General features: G+C 32.9%; 24 protein-coding genes and 1 tRNA gene. 5 read left to right on the forward strand and 20 right to left on the reverse strand.

Annotation, left to right across the window (positions count from 1 at the left end; genetic code table 11):
- Positions 1 to 123: 123 nt before the first annotated feature.
- The 5 genes from CDH50_RS14220 to CDH50_RS14235 all read right to left on the reverse strand — a co-directional run bounded on the left by CDH50_RS14220 (position 124) and on the right by CDH50_RS14235 (position 3,604).
- Positions 124 to 1,131, reverse strand: a complete 1,008-nt coding sequence (locus tag CDH50_RS14220; RefSeq protein WP_100612959.1) for an alpha/beta hydrolase — start codon at positions 1,129 to 1,131, stop codon at positions 124 to 126.
- Between the two features lie 276 nt (positions 1,132 to 1,407).
- A complete protein-coding gene (locus tag CDH50_RS15390; protein ID WP_394337017.1) occupies positions 1,408 to 1,773 on the reverse strand; it encodes an SDR family NAD(P)-dependent oxidoreductase in 366 nt (121 codons plus the stop codon).
- A gap of 19 nt (positions 1,774 to 1,792) precedes the next feature.
- On the reverse strand, positions 1,793 to 2,131 hold the full coding sequence (locus tag CDH50_RS15395) for an SDR family NAD(P)-dependent oxidoreductase (RefSeq protein ID WP_317044658.1): 339 nt from the start codon (positions 2,129 to 2,131) through the stop codon (positions 1,793 to 1,795).
- Positions 2,132 to 2,169: 38 nt separating this feature from the next.
- The gene (locus CDH50_RS14230; RefSeq protein ID WP_100612960.1) at positions 2,170 to 2,565 is read right to left on the reverse strand and encodes a helix-turn-helix domain-containing protein; all 396 of its coding nucleotides are present in this window, start codon (positions 2,563 to 2,565) and stop codon (positions 2,170 to 2,172) included.
- A gap of 64 nt (positions 2,566 to 2,629) precedes the next feature.
- The gene (locus CDH50_RS14235) at positions 2,630 to 3,604 is read right to left on the reverse strand and encodes an aldo/keto reductase (protein ID WP_100612961.1); all 975 of its coding nucleotides are present in this window, start codon (positions 3,602 to 3,604) and stop codon (positions 2,630 to 2,632) included.
- A gap of 80 nt (positions 3,605 to 3,684) precedes the next feature.
- On the opposite strand from CDH50_RS14235, the gene CDH50_RS14240 reads away from it, so the two are divergent.
- Complete coding sequence (locus CDH50_RS14240; protein WP_100612962.1) at positions 3,685 to 4,026, forward strand: winged helix-turn-helix transcriptional regulator; 342 nt, start codon at positions 3,685 to 3,687, stop codon at positions 4,024 to 4,026.
- 1 nt (position 4,027) lies between these two features.
- On the opposite strand, the gene CDH50_RS14245 is transcribed toward CDH50_RS14240, so the two are convergent.
- The 5 genes from CDH50_RS14245 to CDH50_RS14270 form a co-directional block, all read right to left on the reverse strand.
- Positions 4,028 to 4,939 carry a helix-turn-helix domain-containing protein gene (locus tag CDH50_RS14245; RefSeq protein ID WP_100612963.1) on the reverse strand — a complete coding sequence of 304 codons (912 nt, stop codon included), beginning with the start codon at positions 4,937 to 4,939 and terminating at the stop codon, positions 4,028 to 4,030.
- A 229-nt stretch (positions 4,940 to 5,168) separates the two neighbouring features.
- Positions 5,169 to 6,056, reverse strand: coding sequence for an NAD(P)H-binding protein (locus CDH50_RS14255; protein WP_100613004.1), 888 nt, complete (start codon positions 6,054 to 6,056; stop codon positions 5,169 to 5,171).
- A gap of 12 nt (positions 6,057 to 6,068) precedes the next feature.
- Positions 6,069 to 6,833, reverse strand: coding sequence for an SDR family NAD(P)-dependent oxidoreductase (locus CDH50_RS14260; protein WP_100612965.1), 765 nt, complete (start codon positions 6,831 to 6,833; stop codon positions 6,069 to 6,071).
- 87 nt (positions 6,834 to 6,920) lie between these two features.
- Complete coding sequence (locus tag CDH50_RS14265) at positions 6,921 to 8,162, reverse strand: site-specific integrase (RefSeq protein WP_100612966.1); 1,242 nt, start codon at positions 8,160 to 8,162, stop codon at positions 6,921 to 6,923.
- A 273-nt stretch (positions 8,163 to 8,435) separates the two neighbouring features.
- A tRNA-Ser gene (locus CDH50_RS14270) sits at positions 8,436 to 8,520 on the reverse strand.
- Positions 8,521 to 8,726: 206 nt separating this feature from the next.
- On the opposite strand from CDH50_RS14270, the gene CDH50_RS14275 reads away from it, so the two are divergent.
- The 3 genes from CDH50_RS14275 to CDH50_RS14285 are packed head-to-tail and all read left to right on the forward strand — an operon-like array spanning position 8,727 to position 14,328.
- The gene (locus CDH50_RS14275) at positions 8,727 to 9,356 is read left to right on the forward strand and encodes an NAD(P)H-dependent oxidoreductase (RefSeq protein WP_100612967.1); all 630 of its coding nucleotides are present in this window, start codon (positions 8,727 to 8,729) and stop codon (positions 9,354 to 9,356) included.
- Between the two features lie 11 nt (positions 9,357 to 9,367).
- Entirely contained in the window at positions 9,368 to 10,561 is a 1,194-nt protein-coding gene (locus CDH50_RS14280; protein ID WP_100612968.1) for a DegT/DnrJ/EryC1/StrS family aminotransferase, read from the forward strand.
- 20 nt (positions 10,562 to 10,581) lie between these two features.
- Positions 10,582 to 14,328 carry a transglutaminase domain-containing protein gene (locus CDH50_RS14285; protein ID WP_100612969.1) on the forward strand — a complete coding sequence of 1,249 codons (3,747 nt, stop codon included), beginning with the start codon at positions 10,582 to 10,584 and terminating at the stop codon, positions 14,326 to 14,328.
- Position 14,329: 1 nt separating this feature from the next.
- On the opposite strand, the gene ribB is transcribed toward CDH50_RS14285, so the two are convergent.
- The 6 genes from ribB to tpx form a co-directional block, all read right to left on the reverse strand.
- Positions 14,330 to 15,490 carry a 3,4-dihydroxy-2-butanone-4-phosphate synthase gene (gene ribB, locus CDH50_RS14290; protein WP_100612970.1) on the reverse strand — a complete coding sequence of 387 codons (1,161 nt, stop codon included), beginning with the start codon at positions 15,488 to 15,490 and terminating at the stop codon, positions 14,330 to 14,332.
- 16 nt (positions 15,491 to 15,506) lie between these two features.
- Complete coding sequence (locus CDH50_RS14295) at positions 15,507 to 17,495, reverse strand: LptF/LptG family permease (protein WP_100612971.1); 1,989 nt, start codon at positions 17,493 to 17,495, stop codon at positions 15,507 to 15,509.
- 11 nt (positions 17,496 to 17,506) lie between these two features.
- On the reverse strand, positions 17,507 to 18,148 hold the full coding sequence (locus tag CDH50_RS14300; protein WP_100612972.1) for a LolA family protein: 642 nt from the start codon (positions 18,146 to 18,148) through the stop codon (positions 17,507 to 17,509).
- A gap of 8 nt (positions 18,149 to 18,156) precedes the next feature.
- Positions 18,157 to 20,559: a DNA translocase FtsK gene (locus tag CDH50_RS14305; protein WP_100612973.1), complete on the reverse strand. Its 2,403-nt coding sequence runs from the start codon at positions 20,557 to 20,559 to the stop codon at positions 18,157 to 18,159.
- A gap of 64 nt (positions 20,560 to 20,623) precedes the next feature.
- A complete protein-coding gene (locus CDH50_RS14310; protein ID WP_100612974.1) occupies positions 20,624 to 20,992 on the reverse strand; it encodes a diacylglycerol kinase in 369 nt (122 codons plus the stop codon).
- Positions 20,985 to 21,491 (reverse strand): thiol peroxidase, encoded by a 507-nt coding sequence (tpx, locus tag CDH50_RS14315; protein WP_100612975.1) that lies wholly within the window; start codon positions 21,489 to 21,491, stop codon positions 20,985 to 20,987. Before tpx ends, CDH50_RS14310 begins: the two co-directional genes overlap by 8 nt.
- A 244-nt stretch (positions 21,492 to 21,735) precedes the next feature.
- Between tpx and CDH50_RS14320 the strand changes: the two genes are divergently transcribed.
- Positions 21,736 to 22,314, forward strand: coding sequence for a fasciclin domain-containing protein (locus tag CDH50_RS14320; RefSeq protein WP_198513510.1), 579 nt, complete (start codon positions 21,736 to 21,738; stop codon positions 22,312 to 22,314).
- Between the two features lie 83 nt (positions 22,315 to 22,397).
- On the opposite strand, the gene CDH50_RS14325 is transcribed toward CDH50_RS14320, so the two are convergent.
- The 4 genes from CDH50_RS14325 to nhaC all read right to left on the reverse strand — a co-directional run bounded on the left by CDH50_RS14325 (position 22,398) and on the right by nhaC (position 25,286).
- The gene (locus CDH50_RS14325; RefSeq protein WP_100612976.1) at positions 22,398 to 22,655 is read right to left on the reverse strand and encodes a DUF6952 family protein; all 258 of its coding nucleotides are present in this window, start codon (positions 22,653 to 22,655) and stop codon (positions 22,398 to 22,400) included.
- Entirely contained in the window at positions 22,636 to 22,947 is a 312-nt protein-coding gene (locus tag CDH50_RS14330) for a thioredoxin family protein (protein ID WP_100612977.1), read from the reverse strand. The genes CDH50_RS14325 and CDH50_RS14330 overlap by 20 nt, the downstream gene beginning before the upstream one ends.
- Before the next feature lie 18 nt (positions 22,948 to 22,965).
- The gene (locus CDH50_RS14335) at positions 22,966 to 23,604 is read right to left on the reverse strand and encodes a peroxiredoxin (protein WP_100612978.1); all 639 of its coding nucleotides are present in this window, start codon (positions 23,602 to 23,604) and stop codon (positions 22,966 to 22,968) included.
- A 200-nt stretch (positions 23,605 to 23,804) separates the two neighbouring features.
- On the reverse strand, positions 23,805 to 25,286 hold the full coding sequence (nhaC, locus tag CDH50_RS14340; protein WP_100613006.1) for a Na+/H+ antiporter NhaC: 1,482 nt from the start codon (positions 25,284 to 25,286) through the stop codon (positions 23,805 to 23,807).
- Between the last annotated feature and the right edge of the window lie 207 nt (positions 25,287 to 25,493).

The raw sequence follows: 25,493 nt of genomic DNA on the forward strand, positions 1-25,493 counted from the left end.
TTAATTGTTCTATAAAATATAATTTGACGATTTGATACATATAAAAAAACCTAGATGTTTCTAGGCTTGTATATTTATTGTGATGAAATGCTCAGTAAAAATTAAAATTGCATCTTAATAGAATTACTTAAACCGTTTTTCATTAAGCGTTAAATTTTTATGATTGTAATTTTTAAGTACAAAATCTGTAATTAACAACTGGACAGTATCTTTTTGTTTTTGAGTAGCTTTTCTTAGGCTGTGATCCATCCCATCAAATAAATGGATTTCATTTTTGAGTCCAAGCGAATTCATTTTTGAATTTAGGACTTCTGACTGTTTTACTGAGACTATTTGATCTTCTTTTCCATGAATGATTAAGGTCGGAAAATTCTTTTTAGAGATAAACTTTAGGGGGGAATAATTTTCTAAAAAAACATTTGCTTTGCTTTTATCTTCTTCTGGATTGAATCCAAACACATATTCTTTAAGATTAATAGGATCTCCTGCTAGGCTTAAAAATTTATTTAATCGATTATTTAAATTTTCAACTTCCGGACTATTATACATGCTTATTAAATCACTTGGTCCATAAACATCAATCAAGAAGTTAAACTTGATTTTCTCCTGTTTTTGTTTTTTAAAATGATTGTCAGAAAAGGCAATTATCATTGCAATTTGAGCCCCTGCTGATTCTCCTAAAAGTCCTATATTTTGTATGTCTAAATTATATTTTTGTGCGTTTTTTTTAGCCCAATCTATTGCATCATACACATCTTCAATACAGCTAGGAAAGGGACTTTTTCCTTTTTTACCTAAAGTGTAATTTGGGCAAATAATCGTGTATCCATTTTCTCTTAAGCTATTTATTGCTCCATTAAAACGGTTGCTGTTAATGGTGAATTTATCTCCTATAATCCAAGCTCCACCATGGATGTAAAAAATTACCGGAGATTTCTTAAAAATCGTTTTGGTTGGTGCATAAATATCAATTTCAAGATTTTCCTTAAAGCTAATGTTGTAAGCTACTTTGCCATTAGTAATTGGTGCATTTGTATAGAATAAATATCCTGCAATTAAAGCTGTTACAATTAAAAACAAAGAAATGATTGTGAAACCTATGTATTTAAGAGTTGATTTTAATTTTCTCATTAAGTTTTAATTTTAGAATACAAAATTCAGAGTAATCTAATATTATGGTGTAGTTAGAACACTTTTTTTTGTAGTCAAAAATCAATAATTCACATTAATTAAAATTAAAGAACCAATAACTCATAGTAAAGTTTCAAAATTTTTCACTTAATCAATTTTCAGTAACTCCTTAGTTGCTGGATATGTAATAGGTTCCAATCAACAAGAGTTTGATTTTTGATTTTGCAAGCCCAACCAAACTCTAGCTATTACTAACCGTTTTTCTATTTGTCTTTATTACCAAGCAAATTCGCCTTCTTTGTTGAAAAACTTTCCAGTTGGTGCGTTAATGCCAATAGTTGCATATTTTACAATAACTTCAACGCCTTGCTCTATGGTTTGCGTTCCTGAATAGTTATTGAGATTAGTTGCCGTATAACCTGGTTCAACGCTGTTTATCTTAATGTTTGTGTCTCTTAATTCTTTTGCTAAGTTTAGGGTAAAAGCGTTCAATGCAGTCTTAGAGCAACTGTAAACAGCATACATTCCAAAGTCAGACGAACTGCTGTGAAATGTCAAAGAGCCTAATCCACTCGACACATTTACTATCCTTGGTTCGTCAGATTTTTTTAGCAAGTCAATAAAATGTTGTGTTGTTTGCACCGCACCGAAAAAATTGGTATCAAAAAACTTTTCGTAAACTTTCCATATCGTAGCTAGATAAATTTTGTGGTTGTTCACCTGCAATACCTGCATTATTAATTAATACATCTAATTGCGGGATTTTTATTTCTAACATTTGTCTTGCTGATTTTATTGAACTGATGTCCGTTACGTCTATTTCAATGAGTTCAACATTGTTCAATCCTAAGTCGTTCATTTTTTGTATGGCTTCAATTCCACTAGATTTATCTCTACTACCAAGGTAAACATAATAACCAATTTTTGCTAATTGTCGGGCTGTTTCAAATCCAAGTCCCTGATTTGCACCTGTAATTAGTGCCGTTTTTTTTGCTTTCATTTTTTTAAATTTTATTGATAGCAAAATTAAAAAGCACTTTAAAAAACAAATGGTGAAGTATTCTGTTTTTGTTTTCTGTATTTAGTAGGAGTTAAACCAGTATATTTCTTGAAGAATTTTGTAAAGTTAGAAGGGTCATAGTCTAATGTTCTTGCAATTTCGGTGATTGGCCTGGATGAAGTTTCAATCATTTCTTTGGAAATGATAACTAATTTTTCTTCATAAATACTGCAAGGCGATTTCCCTAATACTTCACTAACTGTGTCGCTCATATGATTTGGTAAAATAAACAATCGTTCTGCTATGTCTTTCAGTTCAAAAGATTTATCTACTTGTCCTGTTTTTAATTCAGTTAAGTGTTTATCCAATACTTGCAAAAATTGATTGGCGATTTCTATTTTTCTGGTTGATATATATTTTTGTTGGAGATGCATAATGCAAAGTTATTAAAATGTTCAATCAATATGAGCAGTTTCTTGACGATCGTTCTATTTTAGTCTATTTTCTTTCCGCGGTGTCCCGTAATTGCGTAGGATAGCGTTCACCTACGATTTTGATTGTCGCCAATGCTGCATTTATTTTGTTCAATTCATCATTTGTTAATGAAACGTTTGTCGCACCAATATTTTCTTGTAAGCGATGTAATTTTGAGGTCCCCGGAATTGGAACAATGAAATTTTTTTGAGTCAGTAACCAACCTAAGGCAATTTGTGCAGGTGTAGCGTTTTTGTTTGTCGCTATGGAAACAACTAAGTCCACTAATGCTTTGTTTGCTTCGCGGTTTTCTTTACTGAAACGTGGCGACATATTTCTGGTATCATTTTTATCTAAGGCTACGTCTGCATTGATTGTTCCAGTCAAAAATCCTTTGCCCAATGGACTGAAAGGAACAAAACCAATTCCTAATTCTTCCAAAGTTGGAATGATTTCGTTTTCAGGCTCACGATAAAACATAGAGTATTCACTTTGCAAAGCCGTTACAGCCAAAACACTATTTGCTTTTCTGATGGTTTCCACATTTACTTCACATAAACCAAAATGTTTTACTTTTCCTTCCTTGATTAATTCTTTTACTGTTCCAGCAACATCTTCTATAGGAACATTTGGGTCTGGTCTGTGCTGGTAAAACAAATCAATTACGTCTATTCTTAATCGTTTCAAAGATGCTTCGGCAGCGGCTTTTATGTTCTCGGGACGACTATCTAAACCTAACCTAACATTGCCGTCTTTGAAACCAAACTTTGTGGCAATTATAACTTCTTTGCGAAACGGTACAAGTGCTTCGCCAACTAAAAGCTCGTTTTCGCCATAACCTTGTGCGGTATCGAAGAACGTAATTCCGTGTTCAACTGCTGAACGGATCAATGCTATGCTTTCTTCCTTTGTTGGTGCATTTGGAAAACTTAATCCCATACAGCCAAAACCTAATGCAGATACTTCTAATCCGCTTTTTCCTAATTTTCTTGTGTTCATTTTTATAAATTTTTAGTTACTACTGCAAAGTTATTTATATTTAGTATACTTTTGTAACCGATATACAAAAGGATACCAATATGACTGAAGAAGTAGGACTACAAATAAAAAAACTGATATTGCATGTTCAAGACACTTTGTTCGTACTTGGAGGAAAGTGGCGATTGCCGATCATCATAGCCATTAAGCATGGAAACCATCGTTTTAAGGACATTAAAGATTTTGTGCCCAAAATTACGAATAGAGTTCTCTCTGCAGAATTGAAATCACTTGAAGCTAATAAGCTCATTACAAGAGCTGTTTATGACACATCTCCAATAATTGTTGAATATAAAATAACAGAGTATGCACTAACTGTAAAAGAAGTTGTGAATACTATGGGAGAATGGGGTGCCAATCATCGAAAAAAATTGAAAGAATAAGTTAATTAAAACTGTTTCTAAACTCTAAGGGACTTTGGGCAGTCTTAATTTTAAAAAACTTACTAAAACTTTGTGGGTGTTCAAAACCTAACTCAAAAGCAATTTCACTCACCGAAAGATTACTTGTTGAAAGTTTTTCTTTGGCTTTTTCGATAAGTTTATTATGAATGTGTTGTTGCGTACTTTGACCAGTATGTAATTTTAATAAATTACTTAGATAGTTTGGTGAGATATTTAATTTTTCTGCAATATATTGTACACTTGGTAATCCATTTTCTGATAAATTTTCAGATTTGAAATAATCATTTAGAAGCTCTTCAGTTTTCGTTAAAATTTCATGGTTACTGATTTCTCTTGTTATAAATTGACGATTATAAAATCGATTCGAATATTTAAGTAATAATTCGATTTGAGTAATGATTAATTCTTTACTGAATTTATCAATATTAGTGTTATACTCTTGTTTTATACCTTCAAAAATTGCTATTATTATGGTTTCTTCTTTATCGGAAAGGAATAAAGCTTCTTTGGTTGAATAATTGAAAAACTCATATTGTTTTATGGATTTAACTAGTGATGACTTCCATAAAAAATCTGGATGAATTTGTAATAAATAACCAGATCTATTGTTTGGTGTGTTACAGTCGATTTCTATTCTTAAAACTTGTCCCGGAGCAAGAAATGACATTAATCCCTCATCAAAATCATATTCGGACTGACCATAAAACATTTTAATTCCATCCACTCTTTTTAAAGCAATAGAATAAAAATCCATCACAAAGCTAATTGACTTTTCATTGGTTTGATGCTTTACTTTTGAATAATCAATTAAACTAATTAATGGGTGTTGTGGTTGAGGTAATCCTACCCAACGATGGTATTCTGTGATGGATTTTATTCTTTTTATTTCCATATTTTAAATTTAATTATTTATTTAACCAATTATGAAACAGTTTGTTGTAAATCGGCAAAATTATATAAAACATTAAAGGAACTACTACCAATGTTAGTAATAATGTTCGTAATGGTAACGGAATAATTATTAATATATCTCCAAATAAAAAGAAGATAAAAGTTATTAACGGATAAATAGCTAACCAAATTAGAAAAGCTCTTTTGTGTAGGTTATTAATTTTCATTTTTTAAACTTGATTATATGCTTTCACAAAATCTTTCGCAAAATCTTCTAACTTAATTTTTCCAAGTGAAGGTTTGTGTAAATAAAAATCTCGAGCCAAATCCCCTTTGTACATCCTATCAAACATATCTACAAAACCTTTAGCAAGTAGTGAAGGTATTCCATAAGATTCCATACTTTTTTGTACTTCATCGTTACTTATTACTTCCCATTTCAAATCAGGTTTATTTATTGCTGCACCTAACACCTTGGCAATTTCATGACCATCTCGTTCGTCACTTGCCACATATCGTACTTTGTTTTCAGAGTGTAGATTTTGAATTTCTTCGGCAATTACTTGAGCAATATCAATTGGAGCTACCATTGGAAATTTATGATCACCACCATAATTAGTTCTTATTATACCTTGGAACTTAATCATATCAATAAAGTTGTTGAGGTTATAATAAAAATATGTGGGTCTAATATGTGTTATATTTGCTGATTCTAATTGATTAAGTATCTTTTCTGCATCATGAGCACCTAACAATATACCTGTTCCTTTGTCCAAGTCTGCACCGAAAGTGCTTAAATGAATCACACGAGTTACTTTTGTTTCTTGTATCGCCTTGAAATAATTATTTGCGATTCGACTATAATAAATCCTACGATCGGGTTCTTTGTAGTCGGCAGGAGGTACCATGCAAAATACAGCATCAGCTTCCTCGAAAGTTCCATTTAAAAATGCTACATCTTCTATTGAACCAATGGATGGAATTGCACCTAAACTTTCTATTTCGTTGCGTTTTTCTTCTTTACTACTTACTACTATTACTGAATGTCCTTTTTTTACTAATTCTATTGTTAGGGGTTTGCCTATATTACCTAATGAACCAGTTATTATAATTTTCATTTTCATTTTTTTTTAAATATGAATTCCACCCGAAACTTCTAATCGTTGTGCATTAATCCATTTTGCATCATCACTGCATAAAAAGGAAACTACACTTCCAATATCATCTGGCAAACCAACTCGACCTAATGCGGTTTGGCTTGCTATCAAATTGTTATATTCTTTGTTATCTCTCACGGCACCACCACCAAAATCGGTTTCAATTGCTCCAGGAGCAAGCGTATTTACTCTAATTTTTTTGATTGCAAATTCCTTTGCCATATATCTGGAAAGTGTTTCTAAAGCACTTTTCATAATGGCGTAAGATGAAAAATCACCAAAAGTAAACCTTGTTAAACCCGAAGAAATATTTACAATGGCTCCGTTTTCATTTATAAAAGGAAATAACTTTTGAGTTAGTAAATAAGGTGCTTTTAGATGCACAGCGTACATTGTATCTAAAGTTTCTTCAGTTGTTTCCGTTATTTTACCATAAGACCCATAACCGGCATTATTGATTAGATAATCGAAATTAGGGGTGCCTTCATTTTCTATAAGATGATTGGTCACCTTTTTTACAAAATCATCAAAAGTTTCGGATTTCCTTACATCTAATGGGTATGCAATTGCTTTTTGGCCTAAAGCGATAACTCCATTAACAACCTTATCAGCTTCATCTTTGTTGCTGTTGTATGTGAAAATGATATTGTTACCCTTTTTAGCAAGGTTTAGAACCATATCTCTTCCTAAACCACGACTTCCACCAGTCACCAATACTATTTTACTTTTTGTTGACATAATTTTATTGTTTTAAGATTATGAAGCAAAATTCGGTGGATTTTAAAAAGAGTACGTAGTCGAATCTACTATTGTTGTAGTCAAAAATTAGATGCTTATTTTAAAATTCTCTTGAGTCTTTAAGAATTTATCCTTCAAAATCTTCATATCATCACTTACTTTTCTATCTAGAACTTTTGCATAATGCTGGGTTGTTCTTAAATTTTTGTGTCCTAGCATTTTACTCACACTTTCAATAGGAACGCCATTGGTTAAAGTAATAGTAGTGGCAAACGTGTGTCGAGCAATATGAAATGTTAATTCTTTTTCAATTTCACAAACATCTGCTATTTCTTTCAGATAAGCATTCATTTTTTGGTTGGATAGGATAGGAAGCAATTTATCTTCATTAAAACATTGAGGATTATCTGAATATTTATCAATAATCATTTGTGTGAGTGGTAGTATCGGGATTTTAGAAGCACTTTCTGTTTTCTGTCTGTGGGTAAAAATCCATTTCTCGCCATCAATACCATAACTTATATGCGACTTTGTTAAGTTTTTGACATCTATGTAAGCTAAACCCGTAAAGCAGCTAAAAAGGAAGATATCTCGAACTAATGAAAGGCGTTCTGTTTTAAATTCTTTTTCAATTATAGCTTGAACTTCTTCTTCAGTTAAATATATTCGTTCGACTTCTTTAACTTTTGATTTAAAATTTGCGAATGGATTTTTTTCAAGCCATTCATTGGCCAAACAAATCTTAATAATCTTATTGAAGTTCTTGATGTATTTGACAGCTGTATTATTAGCACAATTTCTAACACTTCTTAACCAGAATTCATAATCGGTAATAAAAGCATGATCAATCTTAGTAATGTCAATATCGGAAACATTGTATTTCCATTGCATGAACTCAATGGTATGCTTTAAAGAAGTTGTGTAGCGTTCTAAAGTTCCTGGTGCATATTCTTTCCCAACGAGTTCTTTTATTTTGTTGTTATGGTCTTGGAAGATGGGAACGAGCATTCTTTGTCTTTCTTCAGTACCAAGTAATTTACTTTTAAAGTTTTCAATTGATAGGGTCTCGTTTCGGTGGAGTAATTCCATTTGTGCATCCAAAACTTTTGATTTCATCAAATCAAGATAACTATTGATTGAACGCGCTTCTTCTGTAGTGCCTTTCATTTTAGATAGTTCGCTAGACCATTTTGATTTTTCTACAAACTTTTTGGTGCTAAATTCTAATCGTTTGCCGTCAACTGTTAATCTAACATAAATGGGAAGTAATCCATTTGTATTGGCTTTTGTGCTTTTGGCATAAAAGTGAAGTGTTATTTTTGTTTTCATTGTGGTGACCAATTAATTATTACTCAATTTAAATTTCTACTTCAAATCAAACAAGATGTTTACTGACTGAACGAGTTATTGAACATGTCGTTGAACCTAATGTTTGCAAGCGTTGAGGTAATTTAGCGAGACCCTAATTTTTGAATTTTCTAGGGTCTCGATTTTATCTCGATTAGAATAAGATTTGATGAATAATTTGGTATGTCTGGAAAAGCAAAAACCCCGTAAATCATAAGATTTACAGGGTTTTGATACCGTTTAGGATTTTTTCAGCGGAGAAAGAGGGATTCGAACCCCCGGAGGTGTGACCCTCAACAGTTTTCAAGACTGCCGCATTCGACCGCTCTGCCATTTCTCCAAAAGCGTCTCATCAGCTATTCGCTGAATGCGGGTGCAAATATAGAACCCTTTTTTATTTCTTTCAAATAAAAGCCTAACTTTTTAAAAGTTTTTTATTTGGACGAAATAATACCCCATTTAAGACTAATTATATGAAATAAATTCATCTTTGTAATAAAAAACCAACTTTCAAATCTTATTTTTGCCTTAGCGTAACATCTGTATATGGATACTATAAAACAGTTAGAATGGCGGTATGCCACCAAGAAGTTTGATAAAACTAAAGAATTATCAGCATCTAAATTAAATATATTAAAACAGGCATTCAATTTAACAGCTACGTCGTTTGGACTGCAAACCATAACCTTAGTGGTTGTTACCAATTCCGACTTAAGAGAAAGACTCGTTGAGCATACATACAGACAATCACAAGTGCTGGATGCATCCCATTTATTGGTTATTTGTATTAAGGAAACCATTGATGATAAAGATGTTAACGATTATTTTGATAACCTAAGAACTATACGTGACACGTCTGAGACTATTTTAAGTCCGTATAGAAAGAACCTTATTGAAACCATGCAACGCATGACGAAGGATGAACAACAACAATGGTCCATGAACCAAGCCTATATTGCTTTGGGAAATTTAATGACTGTTTGTGCTATTGAAGGCATAGATTCTTGCCCTATGGAAGGTTTTGTTCCTAGTAAGTACGATGAAATACTTAATTTGAATGAACGAGGATTAAAATCTGCCTTGTTGCTTCCTGTTGGTTACAGGGCAGAAGACGATATGTTTTCTGGTTTTTTAAAAGTAAGAAAGAAAATTGAAGATACCGTATTTGAATTATAATTTATAAATATATGCCCGGATTTGAATTATTTGGTGACGCCGAAAGAAAAGAAGTGAATGATGTTTTAGAAAATGGCATTTTAATGCGTTATGGTTTTGAAGGCATCCGCAATGGCCATTGGAAATCCAAAGAATTGGAAGCGCAATTGCAACAAACATTTAAAACCAATCATGCACAATTGGTATCGAGTGGTACTGCAGCGGTTACTATAGCGTTAGCATCTGCGGGCGTTGGGGCAGGCGATGAGGTGATTATGCCGACCTTTACGTTTGTTGCTAGCTTTGAGGCGATTATGGCGCTAGGGGCGATTCCTATTTTGGTGGATATTGATGACACCTTAACATTAGATCCTGTTGCTGTAGAAAAAGCCATCACACCAAAAACCAAAGCGGTTATGGTTGTTCAAATGTGTGGAAGTATGGGTGATATGGATGCTTTACAAAGTATTTGCAAAGCATATAATGTATTGTTGATTGAAGATGCTTGTCAGGCCATTGGCGGTACTTACAAAGGAAAACCTTTAGGAAGTATTGGCGATTTAGGATGCTTTTCTTTCGATTTTGTAAAAACCATTACTTGTGGTGAAGGAGGCGCGGTCATCACCAATAATGAAACGTATTATTTGAATGCCGATCATTACAGCGACCATGGGCATGACCATATTGGAAACGATAGAGGTGCAGAAACACATCCGTTTTTAGGATTTAATTATAGAATTTCTGAGCTACATGCTGCCGTTGGTTTGGCGCAGATTAAAAGGCTTCCAGAGTTTCTAAATCTTCAAAATAAAAATTATACTATTTTGCGGGATGCCTTAGCGACAATTCCAGACGTCACTTTTAGAACCGTTCCTGAAGGCGGAGAGGAAAGCTATGCGTTTTTGAATTTCTTTTTACCAACCTTAGAAATCGCCCAAAACGTCTCTAAAAGTTTTAAGGAAAACGGTATTGATGGTTGCTTTCATTACTACGATAATAATTGGCATTACATTAGAAAATGGGATCATTTAAAAGATTTAAAATCCCTTTTCCCATTGGCCTCTGAAATTAAAACTGGGTTGGAATACCTTAAAACCAAGGAATTTCCGCAATCCGATCATTATATTGGAAGAAACATCTCTTGTTTAATTAAATTGTCATGGACAGAAGAGGATATAAAAGCTAGGGCTTCTAAAATGGTGTCAATTGTAACATCCATATTGTAATTCAATTTAAATCCAACCAAATGAAAAAAAATATTCTACTGTTCTTTGTTTTACTTTTTAATGTTAGTTTATTACTGTCTCAAAACAATTATGATAAATTTTGGGATGAACTTTTAAACAACCAAAGAAAATCTGCGGGAGCGCTTTTAGAAAAAGTGAAAAAAGATGATATTCAGTCATTGGTAATCAACGAAATTTTTAGAGAGGAAACAGGCTTTTTTACTGAAAACAATGATTTTACAGATAAATTTTTACTGCAAGAAGATTTTGAATATTATCTATATGCTTTATGGAATAAATCGTATGTCTTTGATACCTATCTAGAAACCGGATTTAACTTAAGAAACAAGGGCGTATTAGATAAGGTATTAAAAACGCCCATTAGGAATACTGATATAAAGGATGCTTTAAATTATTTAAGTGCGGTAGTTAACAGAGAGAATAATGATTGGAAGAGTTACTTTGCTTTAAATGATTCAATTAACTCCATAAAAGATTGGCAATATTGCGGGGTGTTTGAAAACTTAAATGAAAGCGGCTTGGATAAGGTATATGATCCTGAACTAAAAGCTGTTTCAGAAATCCCTTTTGATGCTAAGAGTAATGGTTTTGTAAATTGGTACTCTTCTAAAAATACAAAAGAAGCCTACCAATTTTTTTTAAATCATATGGAATATGGAGCAGGTGTTAATTATGCACAAACATTTATTTCTGCTGTTAAAGATGAACAGGTTATTATAAGAATAGGCAGTGGGTCTGCATTTAAAATGTGGCTTAATGATGTATTGATTTATGAAAATCCCGAAGACGTTATAACAGACCTTAACGCTTATAAAGTAAAGGTTACTATACCAAAAGGTGAAAACAGGTTATTGATTAAATGTGCTGAAAGTGGCTCTATTAGCTATTTTATAACAAGTATTTTAGATGAAAACGGGATAGCTAATAAAAGCCTTAAATATTCATCTCAATATAAAGAATATAATAAATCTACAGTTGATATAATAAATCCGAAAGTTATTGATAATCAGTTTGAAGCATATTTTATAAATAAAACAATTCAAAATCCTGACAATTTCTTCTATGCATATTGCCTCGCTAATACTTTTTTAAGAAGTTCAAAGTACCAAGAAGCAAAAAATGTATTAGAACCCTATAGTAAAAAATTCCCAAAAAGTTCTTTGATTAGAAAAATGTTGATACAAGCTTACTTATTGGAGGGAGATAATACAAGCTATAATGAACTAAAAAAGAATATAGAATTGGACGACCCAGATTATTATTTGCCCCTTGTTTTAAAGGTTGCTGATTATAATGATTTAGCCAGAATGAGCTTGGAAGATTTGAATGTATTTTTAGATAAATTTAAAAAAACTGTAAACCATGAAGTAATGGGGTCTCTTGCAGACTTTATATATAATGCTAGAAAAGAGGACATTGCAGCTGTTAGGAAAGATATTGATAATTTATTAATGCTATCTAAAGGCAATATAAAATTACAGTTAAGATTCGCACCCCTATATAGTACATTATTCAAAGAGGACGATAAAACCATCGAGTTATTGGAAGACATCAACAGTAATTTCTTTGATTATACTGCTATTAGCACGTTATCAAATTATTATTCAAAACAGAACAAAAAAGATAAAGTTTTAAAAATACTTTCAAAAGACCAGGCATTTTTGTCTAATGATAATACATATTTAGTACCAATAATAAAAAAATTACAAACCTATCAAGATTATAAGCAGTCACTAGATTATATCAATCTGGCACTTGAAAATTTTCCTTATTCCTTTGAGTTATTGGAATTAAAAGGAGACGCATTAAATCAATTAGGTGAAAAGAAAAAAGCAATAGAATCTTATGAAAGTTCTCTTAAACACGATAGTGCCAATAGTGCATTGAGGAAAAAAATAAAAGATTTAAAAAACGAACCTAACCTTTTAAATGACATCACCTTAGCGGATGCTTACTCGTTTATAGAAAAAAATAGAAGTAAAATAACTACCAATAACTATGGTTACAATGTATTGATAGATGATACAAATATTGAATTATATACTGAAGGAGGAGGAAAATACAGATTTGTTACTGTTTATGAAATCACTTCCAATAACGGAGTAGAATCTTTTAAAGAATATAATTTAGGGCTTACAGGAAATTATCATATTACCAAATCTGAAATAGTTAAGGCTACGGGAAGTATCATACCTGCTGATAAAAGTGGTTCTAATTTGGTATTCAATGGTCTGTCTATAGGAGATGTTGTCTACATTGATTACGAAGGTTCTTTTTCTTCTGTGGGGCGTTTTTATAAAGATTACACGGACGATTTTATGTTAGACTCTTTTCACCCAACAGTAAAGACGTCATTGAAGATTATAGTTCCTAAGGATTTGAAATTAAATCATAAAGTTTTAAACGGAACATTAGAACCTAAAATTTCAAAGTTAGGTAGTTCCGATTTATATGAATGGACTCTAGAAAACCTGCCGGGCATGCCGCAAGAAGAAGATTATATGCCCAACTCAATAGATGTCGCTAGATATTTACATGTTAGTACCATACCAAACTGGAATGAAATAGCTATTTGGTATTCAGATTTAGTTCGATCAAGTATAGAAGTTGATGAAACCGTAAAATCAGTATTCAATAAATTGTTTCCTAACGGATATAAACAGTTCACAGAAGAAGAAAAAGCTAAAACAATTTATAATTATATAAAAAATAATTTCACCTATAGCTATGTTAGTTTTAAGCAAAGCGGCTTTATTCCACAAAAGCCCTCTAAAACAATAAAAACAAACTTAGGTGATTGTAAGGATTTTTCAACCTTATTTGTAACATTGGCCAATATGGCGGAATTGCAATCAAATTTAGTACTGATTTTAACTTCAGATAATGGACAAAATAGTTTAGTGTTGCCTAGTACGGATTTTAATCACTGTATCGTTAAAGTTAAATTAGATGGACAGGAAAGGTTTTTAGAACTTACAGATAAGTTTTTACCATTTAAGTCATTACCATTATCATTACGTGGTGCTACAGGGCTTGAGATTCCATTTAATTCTGATACTAATGTGGTGTATGATTTAATGAAATTGGATAATGTTTTAAGGGAAGAATCGGTTTTTAAAAACGATGTATCCATCCATATCACCAATGATATAAAAATGGAAATAAAGAGTGCCTTCACAGGTCATATAAATTCATTTTATGCAAGTATTTTAGACGACCCTAATGCTGATGTAGTTAAAAAAGCCGTTTACAATGATTTAGATGGTCAAATTTTAGAAGAGTTTATATTAGATGAATTGGTTGATATTGAACGAATTGACGATGATAAAGAAATTAGATATACATCAAAAATCACATTAGATAAAAAAATCAATAAAATAGGGTCCATAAACATATTTCAATTACCAATTGTTTCAAATCCATACACAAATTCTGTTATTAGTTTAGATAAGCGTCATTATCCAATAGAATACAATCAATATGAAAATATAGATGAGTATTTTAATAATTACGATGTGTATATTGATGCTTCCATGAGTTTTGTTGAAATTCCTGAAAGTAAAAAAATCACTTTCAAAAATCACCTATATGAAATTACCTATTTAAAAGTAGCGCCCAACCATTTACAAGTGAAAATACATGCAAAGCCAACTTTGGAAAATATATTGGCTGAAGATTATGCGGATTTTAAAACGTATATAAAATCGGTACTAGAGGCTCAAAAGGAATTTATTGGATATAAATAATTCAATACTTCACATAATCTACAATTTCTAACCCGTAACCAATCATACCAACGCGTTTGGTTTGTTCGGTGTTAGAAATTAATCGCAGTTTATGTATGTTGATATCGTGTAATATTTGGGCGCCAATACCAAAATCTCTATTATCCATATTGATTTTTGGTGCTTTTGTTATGGTATTGACTTTTTGATTTTCCTTTAAAAAGGTCAATCGACTTAGTATGTCACTAGACTGGACTTGTTGATTGATAAAAATGATAGCGCCTTTGCCAGCCTCGTTAATCACATTAAACATATTGTTTAACTGCTCGTCCACATTATTGGTTAAGGTTCCTAAAATATCATTATTAACCAAGGTGGAATTGATTCTGGTAAGCACTTCTTCATCGTCTTTCCATTGCCCTTTTGTTAACGCTATATGAGTTTGATTGTTAGTGGTTTGATTGTAGGCTCTTAATCTAAAACTTCCAAATCTGGTTTCAATTTGAAAGTCTTCTTTTTTCTCAATTAACGAATCGTGTTGCATTCTGTAAGCAACCAAATCTTCAATGGAAACAATTTTAAGATTTAATTTTTTAGCAACGTCTATTAATTGTGGTAATCGTGCCATGCTACCATCTTCATTCATGATTTCTACAATCACGCCAGCTGGTTTTAATCCTGCTAACCTTGCAAAATCGATAGCTGCTTCCGTATGCCCTGTACGTCTTAAGACGCCACCTTCTTTAGCAACTAAGGGAAATATATGGCCTGGTCTTGATAAATCGTGTGGCTTGGTATTTTCGTCTATGAGGGATTTTACTGTTTTAGCCCTATCACTTGCAGAGATACCTGTTGTGACACCATGGCCTCTTAAATCGACAGAGACGGTAAAAGCCGTTTCCATATGGTCGGTATTGATATTCACCATCATGTCCAACTGTAATTCTTTGCAACGTTTTTCGGTAAGGGGCGCACAGATGAGACCTCTACCTTGGGTTGCCATAAAATTGATCATTTCTGGTGTTACTTTATCTGCCGCGGCAACAAAATCACCTTCATTTTCACGATTAGCGTCATCTACAACAATAATTACTTTTCCATTTCTAATGTCTTCAATGGCATCATGAATGGTATTTAATTTAAACTGTTGCAGGCTATGTTTTGTTTCGGTTTCAATCATCATAGTACAAAGGTATTGCTTATTTTAAAAAATCTAAACAATTTTGTTTTAAGTCTTCCTTGATTTTAGATTTTAAAAAGGGGTAGGTCATCATATATAACGGCAATCCTAAGATTAATAAAATCACATGTGGAACTTTTATTTTTTTGTCGGTATGTCTATAAAATTGCCATAAGTTCAATGTGGATTTTAGATAATACACAACAAATAATACCAGCGAAATGATACTTATTTGTATTGAGAAAGCAGCTAGTGAGGGTAGCTTGTTGTTTCTAAAAACAAAAAACAATACCAATAAAATAACGCCTATGCTATAAAGAACAATCGAGAATTTAGAATGGTCGTTAAAATCTTTGACTATGTTTTGTGACCTAGCAAAATCAGCATTGAATTTAATTTTATCGTTTAAGCCTTCAGTTTTTTGACCTCTTTGATTCAGTAAATTGATAGCTTCAAACCGAATACTTTCATGATATCCCAACGACTCATAATTATTGATGGCATTTATTAGTTCGTCGTTTTTGAATTTATATAAAAATTTATAATCAATAGTATCCTTTTCCTTGATATTGAACATTTTCTTGATAGGTTCAATAATATGATCCATTTCAAACAAGCCTCTATCTTCGGTAGCTCTTTTTGTGAAATAGATACCTAGAGGCAGCATAATTAATGTGGAAACCCAAGGTGCAATAATGGGATTTAAACCACCACTTTTAGCACTGTTTGTAGCAAAAATGCCAATAAAATGATAGGTTAAAAAAAGGAGGATAGCAACAATCATTGGCAGTCCAATACCTCCTTTACGAATTAAAGCTCCAAGCGGCGCTCCTACGAAAAACAATATAATACATGCAAACCCCAAAACTAATTTTTCATGCAATGAAATGATGTGCCTGTTATAAATAATGGTATCTGTTTTTGTATTCGCTTTTTTTATTTCAATAAATTGTCGGTCACTATCCAAAGTGCTAACGGATGTTCTTACGAATTGAATTTTTTTATTTGTTGTGAATAAATCCAGAATGTTTCCAGTATATATGGAATCAGATTTAACCATTGTACTGTCTTTTAATTGCATTCTTTTTGTAATGGCAGCAGCATTTTTATCAATATTGCTACGTAAGTAAAGGGATTTGGAAAATACCTGCTGTTCTTCTTCATGCTTGTTGGTAAGTGAATCTAGCGTATAGTCTAGACCACTAATATTTAGCATATTGTATTTATCGCTCAATGTTTTATCATCAATATTTACATTATTCATTTGCGATAAATCGATGTTTATCGTATAGATTTTAAACGAGCCTTTTGCAAACGGTTTTTTTTCTCTTTCCACAATGTCTTTGGGCTGTAAGTCGTTGTAATAATTACCATCTTTAAGAACAAGTTTTAATACATTTGATTCTTCATTGCTTACAAGCTCACCTGTTTTGGATTTTATGGTTTCGGCATTTCTTCTACCTGCGGCATCTTTTATATGGATGGTAACATTTTCTAAGTATTGACCATTATCACCACTCTTATCCTCAACTTTGATATTGTAGTTCCCAATAGGGTTAAATTGTCCTTCAGCAATCGCCATTGCAGGCTGTAACTTTGCAATATTTGTACGAAGATTGAAAGAGTTATATTCTGCCCAAGGAATCACATTGTTTGCAAATATAAAAGTTGTAATCCCAAGAATGACTATGAAAACACTTAGCCCAGACATGGCACGTTGGAGAGAAATTCCTGTGGATTTCATAGCGGCAAACTCATAGTTCTCTGCAAAACTTCCAAAAACCATGATGGATGCCAGCAATATGGTAAGTGGTAATACCAACGGAATGAGTTTTGGTAAAAAATAAAACAAGAATTTAAAAATTACCCAAATATCTAAATCTTTCCCGGCTAATTCCCTTATATATAACCAAATGGTTTGTAGTGCAAAAATGAGTATGAGAATGGAAAACACACTAATAAAAGTCTTAAGATACGTTGTTAGTATGTAGCGGTCTAATATTTTCACAGGTAATTTACCTAATCTAGTTTGTTGATGTAGTAGTCTTTATACTTGTTGGCATCAAAGTTAAATAAGGTTTTTGATAAAGGCTCATTTGTTTTAAAAGAATTAACGGTAAGTGTTGTTTTAGTACCATTTTTCCCTATTTGAATAAGCGTGTAAATATGTTTTGTTTGTGCATCAACTCCTAAAAGGATATAATTTATCTCTGAATTGGAATCAATAGGGGTGAGCTTTACATACTGAATTTTTCTGCCTTGTACATTTTGTTCTATATCTAAAGCATAGGTGTAACCATCTTCATAAAATGATAGCATTTTACTTGGGGTTATATTGTCTTCTGAATCTTCGCTTTGTGAAGAAATAGTAACCTCTTCATCTTCTGGGCTGATGCTATACAATTGTTTGCCATCGAAAAGACGGGTAGTGCCAAGAATGTTCAGTTTGTATTTGTTTCCTTGTAAGACCACATCGCCACGAGTTTCTTGTTTTATTTTTTCCTTTGTATTTTCTAAGACATATTTAAAATCGATGGATATATTGTTGTAGCTTTTTACTTTTTGAGATACTTCGTTTAAAAGCGACTTGCCTTTATTTTGTGAAAAACTATTAAGGGCTAGTGTTAAAAATAATAAGGTTATGGTGTTTCTAATATTCATTTTTTTAATTATAAAATTTCATTTTCTAAAAACTTATCTAAAGATGTCAAATCTGTTATTAAAACCTGTCTGGCTTTACTGCCTTCAAACGGCCCAACAATACCAGCGGCTTCTAATTGGTCAATCAATCGTCCGGCGCGGTTGTAGCCTAATTTTAATTTACGCTGAAGCAAAGAAGCAGATCCTTGTTGCGCCTGCACAATAACAATAGCTGCATCTCTAAAAAGTTTATCTCTTTCGGAGATGTCTATATCAATACTCATGCCACTTTCCTCACCAACATACTCTGGTAGGGCATAGGCCTCTGGATATGCTTTTTGCGACCCTATAAAGTCTGTTAATCGCTCAACTTCAGGCGTGTCAATAAAAGCACATTGTACCCTGGTAACATCATTTCCTTGTGTGAACAACATGTCGCCGCGACCAATAAGTTGGTCGGCACCAGAACTATCCAAAATAGTTCTTGAATCTATTTTAGAGGTTACCCTGAATGCAATCCTGGCAGGGAAATTCGCTTTAATGATTCCTGTAATCACGTTTACGGATGGTCTTTGCGTAGCAATGATTAAATGAATGCCAATGGCACGCGCTAATTGAGCCAATCGAGCAATGGGTGTTTCTACTTCTTTGCCTGCCGTCATGATTAAATCGGCAAACTCATCCACCACCAAAACAATGTATGGTAAAAATTGATGGCCTTCATTCGGATTCAATTTTCTGGCCTTAAATTTTACATTGTATTCCGCAATATTTCTACAAAGGGCGTTTTTAAGCAATTCATAACGGTTATCCATTTCAATACATAAAGAGTTTAATGTATTGATAACCTTCGTATTATCTGTAATGATAGCATCTTCGCTATCTGGTAATTTTGCTAAATAATGACGTTCAATTTTGTTAAAAAGTGTGAGCTCCACTTTTTTCGGGTCTACCAAAACAAACTTTACTTCAGCAGGATGTTTTTTATAAAGTAGCGATGTTAAAACGGCGTTTAATCCAACCGACTTTCCTTGTCCTGTAGCACCTGCCATCAATAAATGCGGCATTTTTGCTAAATCGACCACCAAGGTTTCGTTGCTGATGGTTTTTCCTAAGGCAATAGGCAATTGCATATCAGAACTTTGGAATTTTTTAGAGGCTATTACCGAGCGCATAGAAACAACTGTGGCGTTTTTATTAGGCACTTCTATACCAATGGTTCCTTTACCGGGAATGGGTGCGATTATGCGAATACCAAGCGCGGAAAGCGAAAGGGCTATATCGTCTTCTAAATTTTTGATTTTTGAAATGCGAATTCCAGCATCTGGAACGATTTCATAAAGGGTTACAGTTGGACCAATAGTGGCTTTTATACTCGCAATACCAATGCTGTAATTTTTAAGTGTATCTACAATTTTATTTTTATTGTCCTCTAGCTCTTCTTGGTTGATGGTAATGCTTTCAGAATCGTATTTTGTTAATAAGTCTAAAGGGGGAAATTGATAATTACCAAGTTCTAAGGTTGGGTCAAACTGACCGAAGTCTTCTACCAATTTGTTGGCAAGATTATCAGTTTCAGAAAGTTCTTCTTTGACTTTAACCACTTTCATCTCTATTGGTTCCAGTTCCTCTAATTCAATATCATCTTCATCAGCAACGACATTGACTTTTAATGCAGAAGCATTGTCCTTTATAATGATTTTTTCTTTAGGAATCTTTTCAACTTCCACAGGTAAATCAAAGGCGGATTTAATATCTTCAGCTTCCACAGAGAGGTTATTGTCAAAAGCAATGGAAAACTCATCGTCCCCGTCTTTAGAAAATTCATCTTTAATGTCTTTTTTCGCAAATGAAAAGAGTTTGGCAAAACTTTCAAAAGTTAGTTTAAAACGAATCGCCAAATAGGTTATTAAACAAAATAGGAGTAGGAGTATGGTGCCTATGATGCCTATATAATCTTGTAGATATGAATTCAACTCAAAGCCTATAGCGCCCCCAAGATTGTCATTTAAACTGACAAAAAATCCAAAAAAAGTTGATAGCCAAATAATAACTATAAGTCCCCAAAACCAATGCTTTCTGAGTTTGGCTTTATCAATGTCCATCAACACATAAATACCAGACAGAAAAATAAGTACTGAGAATATGAATGAAGAAATGCCAAATCCGCGATGTATAAAAAAGTCACTTAACCATGCACCACTTTTGCTTAGCCAATTTTTGGATACGGTTTCTCGAGATGCAAAATTTGATAAGCTACTTTGATCTGCTTCCCCGGTAAAAAAGAAGGACACAAAAGCTATAAATAGTAGAATGCCAAAAATGGCTAAAAAGCTCCCTAACACCAATTTTTGTTGGTTAGATAGCTTAAAGCTTGGCATTTTAAAAGGTTTTTTTGGTTCTTTTTTAGTTTCGGTTTTTTTCTTCGCCATCAATGCGCTGTTAGTTTAAACAAAAATACAAATTACTAACGTTTATCCTAAAGGTAATAGTATTTTAAAAAATTTTAGGAATGTATATTATAAAACCAACTGCAATGGCAAAAATAGACGCTATAAATACCGCTCCAGCAGCAATGTCTTTTATGATTCCTATTTTTTTATGATGTTCCGGATGTATAAAATTCGCCAATTCTTCAATAGCTGTATTAACGCCTTCAATGCTAATAACCAAACCAATAGCCAAAAACTGAATAAGCCATTCTGTTGTTGATATTTGATAAAAAAATCCAGCAACAGTTATGATGATTCCAATTCCAAACTGTACTTTGATACTCGGTTCAGTTTTTAAAAGAAACAAAGCACCTTTAAAAGCATACCCAACACTTTTTATTCTACTAGCTAAGAAAGATTCTTTTTTATTCATTAACCAAAGCTTTTAGGGCTGCTTCATAATTTGGTTCCTGACCAATTTCTGGAACTTGTTCCGTATAGATAATAGTCCCATTTTTATCAATGATGATAATACATCTGGAAAGTAATGCGTCAAAACTACCAGTTGTTATAAGTAAACCATAGTTTTTACCAAAAGCCGCTGTTTTAAAGTCAGAAAGCATCACCACATTATCAATCCCTTCGGCAGCACAAAATTCCTTTTGTGCAAAAGGTAAATCCCTAGAAATGCAAAGCACTTTTGCATTATTTAAAGATGCCGCCGTTTTATTAAATGCTCTAACTGATGATGAGCAAATCCTTGTATTGACACTTGGAAAAATATTTAAAATAAGATGACTTCCTTTAAAGTCCTTTAATGTTTTTGTAGATAAATCAAGTGCTACTAATTCAAAATCAAGTGCTTTAGAACCAACAGATGGTAAATTTCCAGATGTTTCAATTTGATTTCCGCCTAATGTTATGATTGCCATATAAAGATGTTTATTTTTTAGGCTCAAAAATAGGCATTACTAGATAATTAATTGAAATGTTTCAAAATAATATTCATAAACTGAAAACTCGGATTAAGCCTTATGTTTGTTGGCATTATTATAATAATTAGCTTTTTTGTTATATTAATAAAATGTTAATAAGCAAAAAGTTTTAAAACCGCTGTTTCATAATTTTCGTTAGTGTGGTATAATCTAAAAAATGTTTAATTAAAACTTAAAAATCATGAAAACATTAAATTTATTAAAAAACGGTTTATTTACATTGGTATTAATTACTTCTACTGCTGTTTTTGCACAAGGGCAAATGGCAAAAGAAGACACTAAAATGGTTGGAGGTGCTGCAATGTATCCTACAAAGAATATTGTCGAAAATGCTGTTAACTCAAAAGATCACACAACTCTAGTTGCTGCTGTTAAAGCTGCAGATTTAGTTGAAGTACTTGTAGGCGAAGGCCCATTTACGGTATTTGCCCCAACCAATGATGCTTTTGCTAAATTGCCTAAAGGCACCGTTGAAAACTTATTAAAACCAGAAAACAAAGCAATGTTACAAACTGTATTAAAGTACCATGTTGTTGCTGGTAAATGGAATGCAAAAGATATTTTTAAAATGATTAAAGACGGAAACGGAAAAACCTCAATAAAAACCGTAAGTGGCGGCACATTAACAGCTTGGTTAAAAGGAAAAGATGTATATGTTACAGACGAGAATGGAAATTCTGCTAAAGTGACTATCGCAGATGTTAACCAATCTAATGGTGTTATCCATGTGGTTGATACCGTACTTTTACCAAAATCTTAAGAAGAAACATTTAGAATTAGTCAATAAAAAAGCCATTTCAATAATTTATGAAATGGCTTTTTTGATTATCAAATTTTAGTTTTCTATTTATCAATAGAACCTAAAACTCGTTGCATAAAAACATTTAAAGCTTCTTTTTTGGGCGTGCCTTCTTTTATCATTTTATGCACTTCAATGGCGCCGTACATGTTTGAAATTAGTTCGCCAATCACATCCAATTCTTCATCTTTCAACGAAGGAACTTCCGACAAAGCCTCTAGAGTTTCAATGGTTTCAACCACAAAATCCTCATCGTTATCCTCAATGAATTGAGTAAGATGTTTAATTACTGGTAACTTCATAGACTAAATCGGTTAAAACTTCAAATTTATTGGTCTGAACTTGATTTACAAAGACACCGTTTTTAAAGGTTGCAAATGTTGGAAGATTGTCTACCGTTGCTAATTTTCTTGAATTCGGAAATTTTTCAGCATCTGCAATCACGAACTTAGCATGTTCGGTTTCAGAAGCTAACTTTTTGAATTTAGGTTTCATAATTCGGCAGTTTCCACACCAAGTCGCACTATATTGAACAATAACGATGTCGTTACTATTTATAATCTCTTGCAAGTTATCTTGTGATAATTCTTCCATTTTATTACTATTTATTTATTAGTGGGAAGCTAAATAACTAGCCACTCCACTTCTGTTAGCACTCATGGCATCTTTACCTTCTTCCCAGTTTGCTGGACAAACTTCACCATGTTTTTGATTGTGGGTTAAGGCATCAATTAGGCGTAAATACTCATTTACATTTCTACCAAGAGGCATGTTGTTGATGCTTTCATGTTGTACCAGGCCATTTTCGTCGATTAAATATGTTGCTCTGTAAGTTACATTGTCGCCTTCCAATAAAACAGTGCCAGTTTCTTCATCATAGGTTTCTTTGGTGATATCCAAAATGCCTAAAATGCTTGATAGGTTTCTATTGCTGTCCGCAAGAATAGGGTAGGTAACGCCTTCAATACCACCATTATCCTTTGATGTATTCAACCAAGCGAAATGAACTTCTGGAGTATCACAAGAAGCACCGATAAGAATCGTATTTCTTTTTTCAAACTCACCAATGGCTGCTTGAAAAGCGTGTAATTCAGTCGGACACACAAAAGTAAAATCTTTTGGATACCAGAATAAAAGTACTTTTTTGTTATTGTTAACAGCTTCTTCTAGAACGTTTACTTTAAAAGTATCGCCCATATCGTTCATGGCGTCAACGCTTAAATTTGGGAATTTTTTACCAACTAATGTCATAACGTATTTATGTTTTTAATATTATTTTGTGCAAACTTAACCTAAGGATAGAGTATTTAAAATAAATAATAATTATATAATCTTATAAGATGATAGATTTTGAATATGGATTCAAAAAAGACTTCTACAATATGATAAATAGATAAAATATAGTACTTAAAATTGCGGACTTAGGAATTAGAGACCTTTTTGATAACAAATTACTTAGCTGAAAGCATTTTAATTTTTATTCTAAAAGCAGCAAATAATAATGTCATGAACGGACTCAACCAGTTAAAAATAGCATAGCCAGCGTAATGCAAGGTGTCTACACCTAAAACACTGCTTTGATAAGCACCACAAGTATTCCATGGCACTAAAGCTGATGTTACAGTTCCACTGTCTTCTAAAGTTCTTGAAAGATTTTCTGGAGCTAGTCCTTTATCTTTAAATGCCTTGGCATACATTTTACCAGGTACTACAATGGATAAATATTGATCGCTAGCCGTGATATTTATTGCCAAACAGCTCGCTACCGTACTAGCAAACAAGCCAAAAGTCGTATGGAATAGTTTTAAAAGTGCTTTGCTAATAGTGGTCAATGCTCCTATGGCATCCATAATGCCTCCAAAAACCATGGCGCATAATATCAACCAAATAGTTCCCATCATTTTGCTCATACCTCCAGATGTAAATAATCCTTTTAAAACGTCGTTATCGGTTGGAATGGATGTTTCAATAGTAATGGCATTCATCATGCCTTTATAACCAGTGGAAAAATCTAGAGCATTTCCGCCACCAATAGCGATTATAATATTAGGTTGAAAAATAAGTGCAGCGATACCACCTAGTAGCGTACCGATTAAAAGCGCAATTAATGGAGGCGTTTTTTTTACAATTAAAAAAATAACCAATGCAGGTACAACAAACAACCAAGGACTCACATTAATGGATTTTTCAAGAGCTTCCAACAACGTATTTGTATCCGCAACACCTTTAGTTTGTAAATTAAGACCAATAATAATAAAAACAAACAATGTAATTATAATGGTTGGTGTTGTTGTATAAAGCATATATCGAATATGCGTAAACAAATCACTTCCAGCCATAGCGGGCGCTAAATTGGTAGTGTCGCTCATAGGTGAAATTTTATCCCCAAAATAAGAACCAGATAATACAGCACCAGCCGTCATTCCTAAAGGGATCCCTAAAGCTTCAGCAATGCCAATAAGTGCAATCCCAACCGTAGCAGAGGTGGTCCAGCTACTTCCTGTTGCAACAGAAATGATGGCACAAATGATGACACAGGCAGCTAAAAATATAGTCGGGTTTAAAATCTGTAACCCGTAATAAATCATGGTTGGAATAATGCCACTAATAAGCCAAGTTCCTGCAAGTGCACCCACCATGAGTAGGATAAGAAGCGCTCCTGTTGTGGATTTAATATTTTCGGCAACTTCTTCCATCATTTTAGGAAAGGTCACTTTATTAAAAAAGCCAATAATGGCCGCCACAGCACCGCCAAGTAATAATATAAACTGATTGGAGCCACTCAAAGCGTCATTTCCAAAAATAAAAACATTGTAAGCCAACATGCCAACTAACACAAATACGGGAATCAATGCTTCCCAAATGTTTAATTGTTTGTTTTCAACAATATGTTCGTCTTGTGGCAGAGTTGGTTTGATGTTTTGGCTATCCATATAATTTGAAAGAATTAATCCTTGTAATAATACAATTTTCATGGATGCTATGCAAATGGGAATTATATTAGTACAAGAATAGACTCAAAGTGAACCATGAATTCCATGTAATAAAAAGAATTCAAAATAAAAGCATGCAAAAATGTCAAAATGTAGTTTGCCAAAGTGTGGGCGATTTGTGTCCGTTATCATTAAATCGTTAGTTAA

The sequence above is a fragment of the Confluentibacter lentus genome (assembly GCF_002806995.1).
Taxonomy (GTDB): Bacteria; Bacteroidota; Bacteroidia; order Flavobacteriales; family Flavobacteriaceae; genus Confluentibacter; species Confluentibacter lentus.

What these genes read in the sequence shown, in the direction of transcription:
- CDH50_RS14300 (WP_100612972.1), bottom strand. Translation starts at nt 18,148, where the DNA reads ATGAATATTAGAAACACCATAACCTTATTATTTTTAACACTAGCCCTT.
- CDH50_RS14285 (WP_100612969.1), top strand. Translation starts at nt 10,582, where the DNA reads ATGAAAAAAAATATTCTACTGTTCTTTGTTTTACTTTTTAATGTTAGT.
- CDH50_RS14280 (WP_100612968.1), top strand. Translation starts at nt 9,368, where the DNA reads ATGCCCGGATTTGAATTATTTGGTGACGCCGAAAGAAAAGAAGTGAAT.
- nhaC (WP_100613006.1), bottom strand. Translation starts at nt 25,286, where the DNA reads ATGGATAGCCAAAACATCAAACCAACTCTGCCACAAGACGAACATATT.
- CDH50_RS14310 (WP_100612974.1), bottom strand. Translation starts at nt 20,992, where the DNA reads ATGAATAAAAAAGAATCTTTCTTAGCTAGTAGAATAAAAAGTGTTGGG.
- CDH50_RS14305 (WP_100612973.1), bottom strand. Translation starts at nt 20,559, where the DNA reads ATGGCGAAGAAAAAAACCGAAACTAAAAAAGAACCAAAAAAACCTTTT.
- CDH50_RS14275 (WP_100612967.1), top strand. Translation starts at nt 8,727, where the DNA reads ATGGATACTATAAAACAGTTAGAATGGCGGTATGCCACCAAGAAGTTT.
- CDH50_RS14240 (WP_100612962.1), top strand. Translation starts at nt 3,685, where the DNA reads ATGACTGAAGAAGTAGGACTACAAATAAAAAAACTGATATTGCATGTT.
- CDH50_RS14220 (WP_100612959.1), bottom strand. Translation starts at nt 1,131, where the DNA reads ATGAGAAAATTAAAATCAACTCTTAAATACATAGGTTTCACAATCATT.
- tpx (WP_100612975.1), bottom strand. Translation starts at nt 21,491, where the DNA reads ATGGCAATCATAACATTAGGCGGAAATCAAATTGAAACATCTGGAAAT.
- CDH50_RS14330 (WP_100612977.1), bottom strand. Translation starts at nt 22,947, where the DNA reads ATGGAAGAATTATCACAAGATAACTTGCAAGAGATTATAAATAGTAAC.
- CDH50_RS14245 (WP_100612963.1), bottom strand. Translation starts at nt 4,939, where the DNA reads ATGGAAATAAAAAGAATAAAATCCATCACAGAATACCATCGTTGGGTA.
- CDH50_RS14260 (WP_100612965.1), bottom strand. Translation starts at nt 6,833, where the DNA reads ATGTCAACAAAAAGTAAAATAGTATTGGTGACTGGTGGAAGTCGTGGT.
- CDH50_RS14265 (WP_100612966.1), bottom strand. Translation starts at nt 8,162, where the DNA reads ATGAAAACAAAAATAACACTTCACTTTTATGCCAAAAGCACAAAAGCC.
- CDH50_RS14255 (WP_100613004.1), bottom strand. Translation starts at nt 6,056, where the DNA reads ATGAAAATTATAATAACTGGTTCATTAGGTAATATAGGCAAACCCCTA.
- CDH50_RS14320 (WP_198513510.1), top strand. Translation starts at nt 21,736, where the DNA reads ATGAAAACATTAAATTTATTAAAAAACGGTTTATTTACATTGGTATTA.
- ribB (WP_100612970.1), bottom strand. Translation starts at nt 15,490, where the DNA reads ATGATGATTGAAACCGAAACAAAACATAGCCTGCAACAGTTTAAATTA.
- CDH50_RS14325 (WP_100612976.1), bottom strand. Translation starts at nt 22,655, where the DNA reads ATGAAGTTACCAGTAATTAAACATCTTACTCAATTCATTGAGGATAAC.
- CDH50_RS14230 (WP_100612960.1), bottom strand. Translation starts at nt 2,565, where the DNA reads ATGCATCTCCAACAAAAATATATATCAACCAGAAAAATAGAAATCGCC.
- CDH50_RS15395 (WP_317044658.1), bottom strand. Translation starts at nt 2,131, where the DNA reads ATGAAAGCAAAAAAAACGGCACTAATTACAGGTGCAAATCAGGGACTT.
- CDH50_RS14235 (WP_100612961.1), bottom strand. Translation starts at nt 3,604, where the DNA reads ATGAACACAAGAAAATTAGGAAAAAGCGGATTAGAAGTATCTGCATTA.
- CDH50_RS14335 (WP_100612978.1), bottom strand. Translation starts at nt 23,604, where the DNA reads ATGACATTAGTTGGTAAAAAATTCCCAAATTTAAGCGTTGACGCCATG.